Origin of the sequence: Actinoplanes lobatus, from assembly GCF_014205215.1 — a bacterium.
GTDB classification, from domain to species: domain Bacteria; phylum Actinomycetota; class Actinomycetes; order Mycobacteriales; family Micromonosporaceae; genus Actinoplanes; species Actinoplanes lobatus.
Genome location: NZ_JACHNC010000001.1, coordinates 6,826,670 through 6,841,529 on the forward strand (window position 1 = coordinate 6,826,670; position 14,860 = coordinate 6,841,529).

General features: G+C 69.1%; 14 protein-coding genes. 8 read left to right on the forward strand and 6 right to left on the reverse strand.

Going from position 1 to position 14,860, the window contains the following annotated elements; all coding sequences use genetic code 11:
- Window positions 1–21: 21 nt before the first annotated feature.
- Entirely contained in the window at window positions 22–972 is a 951-nt protein-coding gene (locus BJ964_RS31360; protein WP_188124043.1) for a PaaX family transcriptional regulator, read from the reverse strand.
- 264 nt (window positions 973–1,236) lie between these two features.
- On the opposite strand from BJ964_RS31360, the gene BJ964_RS31365 reads away from it, so the two are divergent.
- Window positions 1,237–2,547 carry an extracellular catalytic domain type 1 short-chain-length polyhydroxyalkanoate depolymerase gene (locus BJ964_RS31365; RefSeq protein WP_188124044.1) on the forward strand — a complete coding sequence of 437 codons (1,311 nt, stop codon included), beginning with the start codon at window positions 1,237–1,239 and terminating at the stop codon, window positions 2,545–2,547.
- A 75-nt stretch (window positions 2,548–2,622) separates the two neighbouring features.
- Here BJ964_RS31365 and BJ964_RS31370 read toward each other — a convergent pair whose 3' ends face one another.
- On the reverse strand, window positions 2,623–4,191 hold the full coding sequence (locus tag BJ964_RS31370) for a serine/threonine protein kinase (RefSeq protein ID WP_188124045.1): 1,569 nt from the start codon (window positions 4,189–4,191) through the stop codon (window positions 2,623–2,625).
- A gap of 185 nt (window positions 4,192–4,376) precedes the next feature.
- Here BJ964_RS31370 and BJ964_RS31375 point away from each other — a divergent pair, with 185 nt between their 5' ends.
- From BJ964_RS31375 to BJ964_RS31390, 4 genes are all read left to right on the forward strand, one after another.
- On the forward strand, window positions 4,377–5,597 hold the full coding sequence (locus BJ964_RS31375) for an RNA-guided endonuclease InsQ/TnpB family protein (protein ID WP_223149638.1): 1,221 nt from the start codon (window positions 4,377–4,379) through the stop codon (window positions 5,595–5,597).
- A 255-nt stretch (window positions 5,598–5,852) separates the two neighbouring features.
- Entirely contained in the window at window positions 5,853–6,248 is a 396-nt protein-coding gene (locus BJ964_RS31380; RefSeq protein WP_188124047.1) for a hypothetical protein, read from the forward strand.
- Window positions 6,238–6,792, forward strand: coding sequence for a hypothetical protein (locus tag BJ964_RS31385; protein ID WP_188124048.1), 555 nt, complete (start codon window positions 6,238–6,240; stop codon window positions 6,790–6,792). Before BJ964_RS31380 ends, BJ964_RS31385 begins: the two co-directional genes overlap by 11 nt.
- The gene (locus tag BJ964_RS31390; protein WP_188124049.1) at window positions 6,789–10,301 is read left to right on the forward strand and encodes a hypothetical protein; all 3,513 of its coding nucleotides are present in this window, start codon (window positions 6,789–6,791) and stop codon (window positions 10,299–10,301) included. Before BJ964_RS31385 ends, BJ964_RS31390 begins: the two co-directional genes overlap by 4 nt.
- Window positions 10,302–10,465: 164 nt before the next feature.
- Here the strand turns inward: BJ964_RS31390 and BJ964_RS31395 are convergent, their stop codons facing one another.
- On the reverse strand, window positions 10,466–11,023 hold the full coding sequence (locus tag BJ964_RS31395) for a hypothetical protein (protein ID WP_188124050.1): 558 nt from the start codon (window positions 11,021–11,023) through the stop codon (window positions 10,466–10,468).
- A 151-nt stretch (window positions 11,024–11,174) separates the two neighbouring features.
- Here BJ964_RS31395 and BJ964_RS31400 point away from each other — a divergent pair, with 151 nt between their 5' ends.
- Entirely contained in the window at window positions 11,175–11,693 is a 519-nt protein-coding gene (locus tag BJ964_RS31400; protein WP_188124051.1) for a P-loop NTPase family protein, read from the forward strand.
- A 168-nt stretch (window positions 11,694–11,861) separates the two neighbouring features.
- On the opposite strand, the gene BJ964_RS31405 is transcribed toward BJ964_RS31400, so the two are convergent.
- The gene (locus BJ964_RS31405; RefSeq protein WP_188124052.1) at window positions 11,862–12,053 is read right to left on the reverse strand and encodes a hypothetical protein; all 192 of its coding nucleotides are present in this window, start codon (window positions 12,051–12,053) and stop codon (window positions 11,862–11,864) included.
- A 154-nt stretch (window positions 12,054–12,207) separates the two neighbouring features.
- On the opposite strand from BJ964_RS31405, the gene BJ964_RS31410 reads away from it, so the two are divergent.
- Entirely contained in the window at window positions 12,208–12,603 is a 396-nt protein-coding gene (locus BJ964_RS31410) for a hypothetical protein (RefSeq protein ID WP_188124053.1), read from the forward strand.
- 76 nt (window positions 12,604–12,679) lie between these two features.
- Here BJ964_RS31410 and BJ964_RS31415 read toward each other — a convergent pair whose 3' ends face one another.
- Both BJ964_RS31415 and BJ964_RS31420 read right to left on the reverse strand, forming a co-directional pair.
- Entirely contained in the window at window positions 12,680–12,958 is a 279-nt protein-coding gene (locus tag BJ964_RS31415) for a hypothetical protein (protein WP_188124054.1), read from the reverse strand.
- Window positions 12,959–13,235: 277 nt separating this feature from the next.
- Window positions 13,236–13,403 carry a hypothetical protein gene (locus BJ964_RS31420; protein ID WP_188124055.1) on the reverse strand — a complete coding sequence of 56 codons (168 nt, stop codon included), beginning with the start codon at window positions 13,401–13,403 and terminating at the stop codon, window positions 13,236–13,238.
- Between the two features lie 96 nt (window positions 13,404–13,499).
- On the opposite strand from BJ964_RS31420, the gene BJ964_RS48355 reads away from it, so the two are divergent.
- Window positions 13,500–14,846: a ricin-type beta-trefoil lectin domain protein gene (locus BJ964_RS48355; RefSeq protein ID WP_188124056.1), complete on the forward strand. Its 1,347-nt coding sequence runs from the start codon at window positions 13,500–13,502 to the stop codon at window positions 14,844–14,846.
- The last annotated feature ends 14 nt before the right edge of the window (window positions 14,847–14,860 follow it).

Consider the following 14,860-nt stretch of genomic DNA (forward strand, 5'->3'; position numbering starts at 1 on the left):
CCCGCCGACCAGGAAGCCCGGTCAGGAGAACCCGGTGGCCAGGTCGGCGACGGTGTGCGCCCGGATCCCCGGTACGGCGCCGCCGGAGTGCCGGCCCGCCACCTTGCGGACGTGGTCCTCGGCGGCCCCGGCCGTTCCGTCGTAGACGGCGGTGAACAGCTCGCGCGCGGGTTCACGCAGCCATCCCGGCGGCAGCAGACGGTCCGGCAGGCCGGGGTCGAGGACCGGCAGCCTGCGGTAGGTGTTCATGACCTCGGTACGGGCGCGTACCGCCTCGGTCCCGGAGATCTCCCCGGCCCGGGTCCGCGGCGGTGTGGCGCTCCACCGCTTGATGAAGGACTCGTACTGCCGCGCGATCTCGCGGGTGTCCCACGCGTCGATCGGATTGCGGCGGATCGCCGCGTCGAGTTCGACGTGCCGGGCCCGGAAGACGGTCAGGGTGCCCAACGTGAGCTCGGCGAGCCGCGCCCTGGTCTTCTCGCCGAGGTCGTGCGGCGAGACCCAGAGTCCGTCGTACAGCGGCGCGTACCCCATCCACCGCAGCTGGCTGCGCAGTCCCCGCCGGAGGGAGCCCTCCTCCTGCGGCAGGGAGAAGGCGACCAGGGTCCACTGGCCGTCCCACGGCTGGGCGAGGCCCTGCGACAGGATCGTGCTGCCGCCGACGGCCAGGAAGGCGGCGGCCGCGGCGGTCAGCCGGTACGAGCTGCGCCGGCCCTGCCGGTGGCCCTCGAGCACGCCGCGCCGGGCCAGCCGGCTGATCGCCGTCCGGGCGCCGGCCGGGCTGACTCCCGCCTCGGCGAGCAGTTCCACGATGGCCGCGGAGGGCAGCCAGGCCCGCGATCGCAGGGTGTAGTCCGCGAGCAGGGTGACCGCAAGATCCTGTGGCGAGTTGCCGGCCTGCCGCCGGGGCAGCCGTACCGATTCGGCGACGTCCTGGGGAAAGATCTCGTCGATGTCGTACGGGCTTCCCACAGCGGCGGCTCCCCGGAGATCTCGGCCAGACATCCTCGACTCTAGAGGTGCGCCCGCCGCCGTGAATCATCGATATTCATTGATTGACAGTTGGGCATCCCGGGTGAAAACTAACTGTCACATATTGGGGGACGCCGCGTGGCACAGGGGCATGTCGCGCACGGGGCATCACGCCGTACCCATCTCTCTGCCGAAAGCCGTCCGCGCGTCGCCGCACGGACCGGCCGCCCCCGCCTGCGTGCGGGCGAACGAAGGAATCAGGCCATGAAGATCAGAAGAAGACTCCTGCTCGCCGCCGCGGTCTCACTGGCCGTGGCGGGCCTGGCCGTGCCCGCGGCCCAGCCCGCGTTCGCTGCCTCCCTGACCGAGGTCACCAGCTTCGGCGACAACCCCGGCGGCATGCGCATGCACGTCTACGTCCCCGACAACCGTCCCGCCAACCCGGCCATCGTGGTGGCCATGCACGGCTGCGGAGGCTCGGGGCCGGGCTTCTACTCCGGCAGCGAGTTCGCCGGGCAGGCCGACCGGTACGGATTCGTCGTCATCTACCCCTCCGCCACCCAGCAGGCCGGCTTCGGCAACTGCTTCGACACCTGGTCGGACGCCGCCAAGCGGCGCGGCGGCGGCAGCGATCCGGTGTCGATCATCTCCATGATCACGTACGCCGAAAGGCAGTACGGCGGCGATCCGAACCGGGTCTACGCGACCGGAAGCTCGTCCGGCGGGATGATGACCAACCACATGCTCGCCCTGTATCCCGACGTGTTCAAGGCCGGCGCGGCGTTCATGGGCGTGCCGTTCAACTGCTTCGCCAACGCCGCCGACTATCCGCCCGGCGCCAGCAAGTGCACCGGAGGCAGCATGGACCGGACCCCGCAGCAATGGGGCGACGCGGTTCGGCAGGCGTATCCGGGCTACACCGGGCCGCGCCCGCGGGTCCAGCTGTGGCACGGCACCAGCGACACCCTCGTGCCGTACTCGCTGCTGCAGGAGACCATCGAGCAGTGGACCAACGTGTTCGGGCTGAGCCAGACACCCACGTCGTCGGACACACCGCAGCCGAGCTGGAATCGCCGCCGGTACGGCGATCAGGTCGAGGCGTACAGCATCCAGGGCGCCGGGCACAGTCTGCCGAGCGGCGGCATGGCGGCCGCCGCGGTCGCCTTCTTCGGGCTCAACGGCACCGGGAACCCGTCCACGCCTCCGTCGTCGAGCCCGCCGCCGTCCAACCCGCCCTCGTCGAGCCCGCCGGCGCCCTCGGGCTCGTGCCGGGTGACCGCCACGGTGAACGCGTGGAACTCCGGCCTGACCACGAGCCTCACCATCGCCAACACCGGAACCACCGCCGTCAACGGCTGGTCGCTGGCCTTCACGCTGCCGGGCGGGCAGACCATCACCTCCGGCTGGAACGCCACCTATTCCCCGTCGTCCGGCCAGGTGACCGCGAGGAACGCGAGCTACAACCCGGCGATCCCGCCGAACGGCACGGTGACCATCGGCTTCCAGGCCACCCACACCGGCAACGCCGGCCAGCCGACCGGCTTCACCCTCAACGGCAACACGTGCGCGTCATGACATGAGCCGGTGAGGCGGTGCGGGACCCGCGCCGCCTCACCGTCGCAGGCAGGCCGCCATCAGCAGGCGCAGGTGTCAACCGACCGACGGGCTGGGCAGCGGGCCGAGGTCGACGAAACTGAACGTGTAGATCGGGTCGCCGTCGCCGACCTCCTGGACGTAGAAGGCCTCACCGTCCCACAGCAGGAAACCGCTGGAGTCGTTGTAGATGTAGTACGCCGGCCGGCCGTGGTCGTCCTTCTTCTCGGCGGGAATCAGCTCGAACTGTGTTCCCGGCCCGGTGAAGCATTCGGACTGGGCCAGTTTCGCCGACTCCTTGGTGAGCCGGACACCGAGACACACCGGACGGTCGGGCGTCGACGCGGCCAGTGACTGGAACAGGAAGTCGACGCCGGCCGGGATCAGCGCGAACTGCGACTTCTTCCCGGTGCCGTCCCCGGCCTCGATCTCCGTGTAGTGCTGATCCATCGCCAGGTCCTTGTCGAGCTGGACGGAGTGGATCAGGGTCTTGCGCTTGCCGTTCCGGATGGCCTGAAGTTTTTCCAGCGGTGACAGCGACCGTGCCGACGGTTTCGGCGCCGGCCGGCTCGATACGGCACCGCCCGAGGTGGGTTCACCGGATCCGGCACCGCTGGGGGGCGTCGCGCCGGTGGCTGACGGGCTGCCACCGGGCAGGCCATTCAGCGCCAGCCCTACGCCGGTCGCGGCGAGCACGGCGACCGCGGTGGCAAGCGCGGCGACCGTACGCCCGCGCCTTGCTCTGACCGGAACCGGCGCGATCGTCGGCGCCGCGGCCGCGGCGGTGACCACCGCCGGACGTGGCGCCTCGCCCGCCAGCAGCAGATCCAGCAGCTCGCGGGCGGTCGGCCGGGCCTCCGGGTCCTTCGCCAGCGCCCATTCCACCGCGCTACGCAGCGACTCCGGCACCCCGGCCAGATCCGGCTCACCGGTGAGGATGCGCATCGCCGTCCCGGCGGCCGAATCGGCGGCGAACGGGCTCCGGCCGGTCGCCGCGAACACCACCACGGCGCCCCAGGCGAAGATGTCAGCGGCCGGGGAGACCGGCCGCCCGTCGACCGGATCGAACCGTTCCGGCGCCATGTACGACACCGTGCCGACCATCTGATCGGTGCGGGTGTGCTGGCTGGTGGCCTCGAACGCACGCGCGATCCCGAAGTCGATCACCTTGATGCCGCCGCGCGCGAACAGCACGTTGCCCGGCTTCAGATCCCGGTGGATCACCTCGGCCCCGTGGATCGCGGTCAGCGCCGTGGCGATCCCGACGGCGACACCCTGCAGCGCCGCTCCGGACAGCGGCCCCCGCTCCCGGACCTCGACCGCCAGGCTCGGCCCGTCGACATATTCCACCACCAGGTACGGCGGCTCATGATCGGGATCAGCGTCCAGCACCTCGGCGGTCGAGAACGGCGGCACCTGCTTGGCCCGGTTCACCTCACTGCGGAACCGTCCCCGGAACTCCGTCTCGTGCGCGAACTCCGGCCGCACCATCTTGATCGCGACCAGCCGCCCACCATCACTGTCCCGGCCCAGGTAGACGGTGCCCATGCCGCCTTGACCGAGCCGTCCGGCCAGCTCGTAGCGGCCGAGCCTGACTGGGTCCCCCGGGCGCAGCGGCATGCTCATCGAATGCCTTCCGTGGAAACCCCCGGCTTTAGCCGTGGGGAGGAAACGGATCGCCTGCGGAGCGGGTCGGGGGTAGCCCATTCGCCGTCGAGGCGGATGGGCGTCTGGTCAGACGTTGCGCTGGTTCTCGACATGCCTCTTCACGGTCTCCAGGGTCGTTGGGCTGCGCGGGTATGGTGTCCGATGTGGATGAGACGGTGCGTTACACCTACCGCCTGCGGCCTGGCCGCATCGCGGAGGCCGCACTTCTCGACGAGTGGGGACGCTGCCGGTGGCTGTGGAACGAAGCCGTCCACCAGCAGAGGACCGGCCGGAAGCCGACGTTCGGCAAGCTGTCGAAGCTGCTGACCGACGCCCGCGGGTGTAACGCCTGGCTGCGAGCCGGGTCGCAGGTCGCCCAGCAGCAGACGCTGCGCACCTACGGCACCGCCCTGAACCATTCGTTCACGGTGAAGGGCCGGGGCCGTCCGAGGGCCAAGCGGCTCAAGGACGCGTTGCCGAGTTTGGAGTACACGACTCGGGGTTTCTCGATCAAGGGCGGTCGGCTTCGCCTGCCGGGTAGGGTCACGATCCCGGTCGTCTGGTCCCGGGAGTTGCCGTCCGCCCCGTCCAGCGTGCGGGTCTACCGGGACAGCCTCGGGCATTGGTACGCCTCGTTCGTGGTCCGCCGCGAACAGGCCGACGCGCCGGACGCGGACCTGCCCGGTATCGGTGTCGACTGGGGTGTGAAGGCGACCGCCACCACGACCGATCCGGCGTTCGATCTGCCGCACCTCGGGTATCGCAAACGGTGCGCTGCTGAACTGGCGAAAGCGCAGCGCAGGATGGCCCGCCGCCGCCGGCCGAAGGGCCGGCCGCCGTCGAAGGGCTACCAGACCGCGCAACGGCAGGCCGCCCGGATCGCGAAGAAGGCGGCCCGGCAGAACACCTACGACGCCCGTGTCTGGGCGAAGAACGTCATCGAGCATCACAGTCTGATCGCTGTGGAGGACTTCAAGCCGAAGTTCCTGGCGAAGTCGCGGATGGCCCGTAAGGCCGCTGACGCGGCGATCGGCGCGTGCAAGCGGGAACTTGTCGAGCGTGGCATGCGGGCGGGTCGGAAGGTGGTGCTGGTGCCGCCCGCCTACACCACGATGACCTGTTCCGGGTGCGGCGAGAGAGCCAATCACCGCCTCGGACTGGGCGTACGCATCTTCGAGTGCACGGCCTGCGGCTACACCGCAGACCGTGACCTCAACGCCGCGAGGACGATCCTCGCCACGGCTGAACGCGACCGTGCCAGTGCCGACGACGTGAGACATCTGATCGCCTCCCTCCGGGATGGTGGATCAGATGCGGTCCGAGCTGGGAATCCAGGGCCTGGCCCCGGAGGGAAATCCCCCGAATTCATCCGTGGGGATCGTTAATCGGATCGGTCCCCTTCCGCTTTCGCGCCCCGGGAGTCTATCCATGCGGATCAAAACGCCCCGCTGCCCGGTCCGGCTGGCCAGGTCCTGAGGGCGCCGAGGCCGAGGCCGCATCCCACCGGATAGCCCGTTCGAACTAATGTGCGGACTTCGTCGGCTGGCCGACACCGCGGCTGGCGTGGCGGCAGGACTCTCCGTGAGCGCGGTGCTGTCGCATGGCTCGCGGACTCCGTTCGATGGCTACACAATGGAAGCATGCGGATGCGCTCCAGCAGGCTGCGCCTCATCGGCTGGCTCGCCGTCGCGATCGGGCTGGTCGCGCTTGGCCTCTGGGTGGTGCTGGCCGCGGCGACCGGCACCAGCGACTTCGAACGCTGGGTGGGCTGGGCCAACATTCTCGCGTTGCCGGTCGGGGCGATCGGCACCGCCCTGGTCATCTACGACCGGGCGCGGCGGGGTCCGGACGCCGGTCGTGAGCCGCCGGATCCGGTGAACATGCCACCGGCCTCGTACACGCAGATCATCTCGGCCGCCCACGGTGGGTTCGCGCAGGGTGCGCAAGGTCCGGACACCAGGGTCGTGAACCACGGGCCGCAGCCACCGGCCGCTTCCGAACCGGACGGTCACGAACGTCGCCGCGGTGGGGACTGACATGAATCCGGACCAGCGCCAGCTGATCCAGGCCGCCGGAGGAGTGGCCTATGGTGCGGTCGGCGGCAGTGTCCACAACCACGGGCCTGCCGTCCCTCCACTGGTCTTCGCCGACCGTCCACCAGCCGTACCGCCCACCCGCCACGGCGGCCCGGCCGCCAAGGACCTTCGGATCTGGCTGGCCGACACCCGTACCCCCGCGGTGCGCTGGCTGTACGGAGCGGCCGGCAGCGGGAAGACCGCCCTTGCCGACCGGTTGGCCGCACGGGCACGCAAGCGCCGGTGGCGCGTGGTCGAGCCGGCCGCCGGTGACATCACCGCCGGGCCGGGCGAACCGTCGCCCGCCGGCCTCCTGGCGATCATCGGCGACGCGGGGTCGCGGTCGTTGACGGACCTGATCTGGTTGCTCAGCAACGCGATCCTGTATCAGCCGCGCCCCACCCGTGTGCTGCTCATCGCGCGCGACCTCACCCGGTGGCCAGTGGTGCGGGCCGCGCTGGCCGGTCGCGGGGTCTGGACCGACACCCAGCAGGTCAACCGGTGAGCGCGACGCAGACCGTCACAACCGCCGACGGGTATGCGTACGGTGCCATCGGAGCCGATGTCCACGTGTTCGGCGACGGTGTCCCGCTCTACCTGCTGCATGAGTCGAAGCGGGAACCGGCTCCGGACCGGCGCTGGCTGCGGCAGCTGCCGAGCCGCATGCTCAACGCTCGATTCGCCCTCGTCCGGTTCACCGGGCGGGACACCGAACTCGCCGCCCTGACCACCTGGCTGTCCACAGAGTCGCGGCTGTCCGTACGGTGGCTGCACGCCCCCGGTGGGCAGGGCAAGAGCCGTCTGGCCGCCGAGCTGGCCGCGGTGGCCGCGGGACAGGGCTGGAAGGTCGTGACCGCGGTGCACGGCCCCGGTGCGGTTTTGCCCCTCCCCGGCAGCCAGGATCTGTCGCCGCAGAATTCCGCGGGGGTGTTGTTGGTCGTCGACTACGCGGATCGCTGGCCGGTCAGTCACCTCGCCTGGCTGTTGCGCAACATGCTCCTGCATCACGGCGGGCAGGCCCGGGTCATGCTGTTGGGCCGATCGACCGCGATGTGGCCCGGTCTGCGGGCGGTCCTCACCGACATCGGTGCCGAGGCGGCGGAGCAACGGTTGGACCCGGCTCCGGACCGCACCGCGATGTTCGCGGCCGCGTACACCGACTTCCAGCACCTGTACGACTTGACCGGCCCGGTGCCGGAGACCCCCGCACGGGCTGAGGACGGGACCACGCTCGCCCTGCACATGGCGGCGCTGGTCGCAGTGGATGCGCGGAGCCGCGGCGGCATTGGCCGGCGAGTGTCGCCGGAGCAGGTGACCCTGTACCTGCTCGACCGGGAACACGCGTACTGGGCGCAGATGTCCGCGGAGTCCGCCCATGTGATCGGTGCACCCGCCTACACCACCGAACCCGAGGTCATGAACCGGACGGTCTTCACCGCGGCGCTGGCCGGGCGCCAGCAGCCCGAGGCGGGCCTGGCGCTCGTCCGGCGCCTTGCGATGGGCGAGCCGGATGCGATCCTGCGTGACCACGGCGCGGCCTACCCGTGCCTCGACGGTGAGGGAGCGCTCGAACCGCTCTACCCGGATCGGCTCGCCGAGGACTTCCTCGCCCTGACCTTCCCCGGGCACCACGCCGACTATCCGGCACAGCAGTGGGCCGATCCGACCGCGCGGATGCTGGTCAGCCGGGATGCCGGGGGACGGGCGCCAGGCTATCTGGCGCGATACTTCTTCCTTCTGGGTGCGGTTGCACAGGACGGGCGCTGGACACATGTGCGCGGTTTCCTGGACGCGCTGCTGTCCCCGGACCCACGCCTGGCCGTCGAAGCCGGCGGCGCCGCACTGCTCGGCATGGCCGGCGCACTGAGCGACGACACCCTGGCGGCGATCTTTCCGCTGGTCCCCGACCGCGACGAGGACCTCGACTTCGCCCTGGCCGCTGCTGAGTTGGCCGTCCGCCTCACCCCACGGCGGGTACGCGCCGCGGACAGTGATCGGGAACGGGGGCATGCCTACTCGGATCTGTCCCGGCGTCTGGCCCATGCCGGGCGCTACGAGGAGGCGCTCATCGCGAGCCGGAACTCCCAGAAATGCTATGCCCGGGACGATGTCACAGCTCTCGGCCTGCCGGGCAGGCTGGTGCTGGCCGTGGAGCTGACAGCGTTTGCGGGCATCTGCCTCAACTGCGGAAGGTTCGAGGAGGGTCTGGCCGCCGCCCGTCGCGCCGCGGACACCTTCCGGGAAGGCGTCGAACAGACACCGGGTGACCTGCTTCCGGCTCTGGCGCCCACGCTGCTGAATCTCTCCCAATTGCTGGAGGCCAACGGGCACCGCGACGATGCGATCGAGGTGAACCGGGAATCGGTGGCCGTGTACCGGGAGCTGCGGCGGCGGAACCCGGACGGTGAGCCACCGGTGGCGACCGCCATGACGGAGCTGGCCCGCAAGCTGTGCGACGCGGGAATCGTCGGCGAGGCGGCGACCGTGGCCGAAGAAGCCCACGAGATCGCCGGACGTGCCGCTGGAAGCGGGCGCTCCGGCGATCAGGCGGTCCTTGCGGGTGTCCTCACGGTGTTAGGGGAGATCAGGTTGGCGACGCGGCGCCGTTCGGAGGCGGTCGAGCTTCTCGGACGTGCGCTGCAGATCTACCAGCGGCTCGCCGACCAGCAGCCGGGCCTCTTCGAAATCGACATCTGCGAGGTTCTTCGGCCGCTGGCGGAGGCGGCGGCCGAGGTCGGCGACACCGCCGAGGCCGCCGGCCTGGCGGGTCTGCGTGTGGAACTGCTCGAGGGGCTCGGACGGCGGAGGCCGGAGATGTACGGCCGCGATCTCGACCGGGCCCGGGTCTTCGCCGGTGATCTGCTGGCACGGGCGGGCGACCCGGCCAGGGGGTATCAGCTGGTCATCGACGCCATGCGGGGATTGCGCCGGCGCCCTCCGAGCGCCGGGCTCGCGGACGCGCTGATCGTGTCGTCCAGGATCGAGGAACGGCTCGGGAAGCCGGGACAGGCGCTCCGGAGCCAGACGCGGGCGGTGGACCTGTACCGGGAGCTGCGGCGGGCCAATCCCGGCGCCTACGAGGCGGCGTTTCCCGCTGTCCTGCATGATCTCGGCATCCGTACGATCGGTGCGGGTTCGGTGGACGCCGGCGCCGCACTCGTCCTCGAGTCGCTGCAGGTATGGGAAGAGATGGCCGCGGCACGCCCCGGCCGGTACCGGGCGCAGTTGGCCTCCGCCCTCAGTTCTGCCGCCAAGGTGCACGTCGAGCGCGAGGAATTCGGGCTCGCCCGGCCTCTTCTCGACCGGGCGAGGACGTTGTTCGGGCGGTTGCAGCAGGAGGATCCCCAGCAGATCGACCTGATCAGGGCACTCGCCGACAACCTCTACACGCTGGGTCGGATGCAGTATCAGGAGAAGTTGTACGCCGATGCGGTGGCCTCGTGTGGCGAGGCGACCAAAATCCTGAAAACCGCGCCGCCCGCCGGGAAGGGTACCGAGCTCCTCGCGATGTTGGGCAACCTGGCGGCGATGAGCAACCTGGACCTGGGTCGTACCGCGGACGCTCAGCGTGGCATCGAGGACGTCGTGCGGACGTTGCGCCCACTGGCCGACACTGAACCGGGCACCCGGTATCTGCTGGCGGGTTTCCTGGTCAACGGCGGCATCCTGTTCCGCCGGATCGGGGCCCTCGACCGTGCCGAGGTGCTGTTCGGCGAGGGCATCGCGATCTACCAGCGGTTGGCGAGACGTGACCGTGCGGCGTTCGGCCCGCATCTCGCCCGTTCCCTGGCCGCGCGGGCCTTCGCGCATGTCCCGCCCGGCTCCATCCCGACCAAGGCGCGGGTGTCGGCCGCCGTGGACTGCGTGAGCGAGTACGAGTGGCTCGTCCGGCACGTCTCCGGCGAGCACACCGACGGCCTGGCCAGGGCACTCGCCAACGCGGCGACGCTCTACGAGGACGCCGGAATGGCACGCCGTGCTCGACAGGCGCGCAACGCGCTCGCCCGGCTGTGACCGAGCCTGGTCAGCGGTACTTGCGGGTCTTGGTGTCGAAGCAGCAGCGGGCGGCCGGGTGGGACGGAGTACGCCTGCTGGCCGTTCAGGCTCGGGCGCTTACTCGCGGCCCGCGGCCAGTCGCCGAGCCCGGCCGCGATGTCGGCGCCGGCCACGTCCGACGATCATGCCACGGCCGCCAGCCGTCGCGTCATCGCATTCTGCACCTTGCACAGACCTACCAGCAGCGCCCCGCAGATCGCCTGCATGCAAAACGCGATACAGCTGTGGACAGCCCAGGCGCCCATCAGGGTGGGGCCGCCCCAAGCCCCTGAAAGCACCTCCGTATCCGGGGTGAACGGATGGCCGATTGCGGCAATCGTGTCGGGTCGCACGGGGTACAAATAGCCGGACCAAACGGTGAACAACTGGATGGCCACGGCCGCGAATGCCAATGTCGCCGGAATGGCCACGAGCATGCTGTGCCCCAGGACCCGCCTCATGGTCGTGCTGGGACGCCGGCCACCCATGGTGAACCCGTCGACAGTGCCCGGGAACCGGGCCGCCATACGTACCTGGGTCCGTGCCGCCCGGTCGGCGTTTCCGGTCAAGGCCATCGGCACCGAGGCGAGCGCAAGCGGCAGACCGGTGAGTCCGCGCACGAATGTGTCGGCGATCCACGCACGTGCTTTCGGCCCGCCGAAACGACTCACGGGGCGGGCATCGGATCCTGTGGTTCGCATGTTCCGAAATCTGCCGGATCGAAACCGTTGCGGCCATCGAGGAGGCACCAGGGTCTGAGGTGCGGTTATCCGTACGGTCGATTCGCCGGCCCTGTCGCAAACAGGCGGTCCCCGCCTGGGGTTGAATGGGCGCCGGACGTAGAGTGCGCCCATGGAACGGATCTTGGTGGTCGGTGTCACCGGCGCCGGCAAATCCACTCTCGCGCAGGCTTTGAGTGGTCGTCTGGACCTGCCGTACCACGAGATGGACGCGCTGTACTTCAACGGCCCGGGCTGGGCCGTGAACGAGAAGTTCACCGAAGAGGTGTCGAGGCTCGCCGCCGGGCCCGGCTGGGTCATCGACTCGCTCGGCTATCCGGAGGTCCGTGACCTGCTGTGGGACCGGGCCGACACGGTGATTTGGCTGGACTATCCCCAGCGCATCGTCATGCCCCGCGTCCTGCGCCGGTCCGTCCGGCGTACCGTCACGCGGGAGGTGCTCTTCGGTGGCAACACCGAGACCTGGGCAGGCTGGCTGAGCCGGGAACACCCGGCCTGGTGGGCGTGGTCCCAGCACAAGACCCGGCACCGCGAAATCGAACGCCGCACCCGCGATCCCCGCTTCGACCCGCTGGTCACCGTCCGCTTCGCACATCCCGACGACACCCGGGCCTGGCTGGCAAACCTCTGACCGACATCAGCCGCCGATCGGGCGTCGCTACTACCGGAACCCCGACAGGGCGGCCAACATCCGTCCGCGCCGGAGAGAGTGTGTTCCGGAACCGGCAACCATGCCAGGCAGAGGTGCACCGGGACTGTTTGCCGGTCACAGACAACCCAACTTCCAGTACCTGAAGTGCTAATCCGCGGTGCGGACTTCTTCGAGTTCATCAATTCGAATTCTGAGAGCGACGAGCACGTCTCTCTGAGTATCGATGCCGCCCCTCATCATCTTTTCTTCGAGCAGGTCCGACTCCTCGCGAAGGATTTGGGCACGCTGCGCGGGCGTGACGGCCGAGATATCGGTTGCAGGGTGCGACTGTTGAGGCATGCTCAGTATCTCAACACGGGGGTACGACAGTTCCGGTCCTCATCGACGGGGGCAGCCAAGTCGCACTCTCCTGCGATGACCCGCTCGTCACAGAGTGTCATGTTCGGCATCCTCGGCCTCATGTAGTCGAGATCTGACGATATGGTCCGGCGTCATGGCAGAAGATCAACGTCTACGCCGGGTCCGCCCGTACTACTGGGGCGCCATCTACATCAGCGACGCCGATTGCGAGACGGACTTCGACATCGACTTCCACAACGGTGAGGGCCCCGTGCTCTCCACGGTCTCCCACGTCGCCGTTCTGGTGGTTCATGCCGACACGGTCGGTGAGGGCGAGGCCGACGTCGTCCTCGACGTTCGGGTGACATCGCAGCGGGTTGACGGATTGCCGTATGAGGTCGCCCTCGACGTTCCATCGGGACGGCTCTCCATCGGGGATGCCGACGACAGCGACGAGGTCAGGCTTCAACGGGGTCGTTGGTTGCTGCAGTTCGACGTGGACGACCCAGCGGACGCGCGACACGTCAGAATGGTGTTGTCACCGCTGTGACCACGCGCCGCTGAATCGAACGCCCGGTAGCCGGAAGATGTGAGCGGGGGACGTGGTGCCCGAAGGGATCGCCGGCTCAGCTGAAGTCGGCGAACCCATCATGCTGCGCAATAGCTTGCACGGCCGCCTCCACTGCTTCCCTGGTGAGACTTGGCACCACGATGATCCGCTCCGCGAAATAGCCCTGGCGCGCGAGATCGAGGTTGATCTCCTGGCTCAGCCGAACCGGATCGTAGAAGGTTATCGCCCACTCGGCGGCATCCCAACGAACCGTGACCTGGAGCCAGCCCTTACTCCCGGTCTCCCACCACTCGTACTCGCCCATGTCGACCGGATAGATGACCTCTGGGTTCAACTCGCTTCTCATTTCGTTGGCCCGCCGTCGGTGTGAGGCGGTTCGCGCAGACGATCCTGCCGGAGTCCCGGGTTCCACAGGCCGTCCTCGTCCTCGGAACTCCGGTCGATCGGCCAGGTCGGCTTCACCGGCCGGACAGGTGGGGCCGGGTTCTCGGGCCCGGCCGGACGACACGGCAGATCACGGTTCGGCGAGGGACCTTCGGCATCGTCGGCACGATATCGAGAATCGATCGCCGCCCGTGGTCCCGGGCCGTCGCCGCAGGCCGCCTCAGTCATCAACCAGAGGACTTGGGGAGTTGACAGACGAACTCCTCCGGCTGGTGAGGTCCCTTCGGAAGGTCTGCGGGCAGGCCGGTGACGAACCCGGCCGACGCCCGGCGAGGCTCGACGTGGGTGAACCGGCCCGCGAACGAGCTGGTCACCAGGTCGATGGTTCGTCGCATCGACAGTTGGAAATATTTACGTAATAATGTTTACAGAGAGCGCTCTCATTTCGCCCTCGCAGTAGATCGACCACTCCGTACGAGAGGACGTTCTCCGTGACAACGAATGCAGGTTTCGCGGACCGAGCGCTGTCACACAGCCGGCGCCTCCTGGTCCTCCTCACCGCGGCCGTCACTGCACTCGTCGGCAGCGCGGTCGTCCAGCAGCAGCCCGCACACGCCGCGTGGAACCTGGTGTGGGCCGACGAGTTCAACGGGTCCGGCGCGCCCAGCAGCGCCAACTGGAACTACAACGTCGGCAACGGCCTCAACCCCGGCCTCAATGCTTTCGACGGCTGGGGCAACGGCGAGTGGGAGTGGTACCGCCCCGAGAACTGCACGCAGTCCGGTGGCAACCTCGTGATGCGCGCCAACTGGCTCACGACGCCCATCACGGTCAACGGCCGCAACTTCTACCAGACGTCGTGCCGCATGACGACGGACACGAAGAAGTCCTTCCAGTACGGCCGCATCGAGGCGCGCATGGCGCTCCCGACCGCCACCGGCTCGTGGCCGGCTTTCTGGATGCTCGGTGACTCGTGCGACGAGACGTCCACGAGCGCCTACAACCCGGCGCAGACCTACTACGACCGCCTGCCCACCAACTGGGCCAGTTGCGGCGAGGTCGACATCATGGAACACGCGAACGCGAACGCGACCGTGACGAACAACATCTTCTGGGATCTGCGGACCGGCGTGTTCCCGTGGACAGCGGGTCAGAACGCCAACTACGTCGCGAACCCCGCCGTCAACAACGCCGCGGCCTTCCACGTCTATGCGATCGAGTGGACGGCCGCGCAGATCCGCTGGTACGTCGACGGTGTGCAGACGCACGTGATCGACACGACGCCGGCGACCTTGGAGGAGTTCCGCAAGCCGTTCCACATCATCTTCAACCTGGCGCTGGGCGGCACGTACCCCGGACAGAACCCCGTGCAGGGCCAGTTCCCGCTCACCGCATCGATCGACTACGTGCGCTACTACCAGGACGGCGGGGGTACGACGCCGGGCGGACCCGCGACGCAGGTCAACGGGCCGGGCGGCAAGTGCGTGGACGTGGCCGGGAACGACACGGGCGGCAATGGCGCGGCCGTGCAGCTGTGGACGTGCCAGGGGTCTTCTCTTTCGAAGGACCAGCAGTGGAGCTGGGACGGTCAGACCCTGCGGACGTTGGGCCGGTGCCTCGACGTCACCAGCGCGGGTACGGCCAACGGCACGCAGGTGCAGCTCTGGGACTGCAACGGCAGCGGCGCCCAGAACTGGGTCCAGGAAGGTAACCGGTTGCGCAACCCGAACTCCAACAGATGCCTGGACTCCCCGTCGGGCTCGACAGCGGACGGCGCGCGACTGCAGATCTGGGACTGCAACGGATCGGCCGCACAGTACTTCGTGAAGGCCGCGTGACGGCCGGCCGAGGG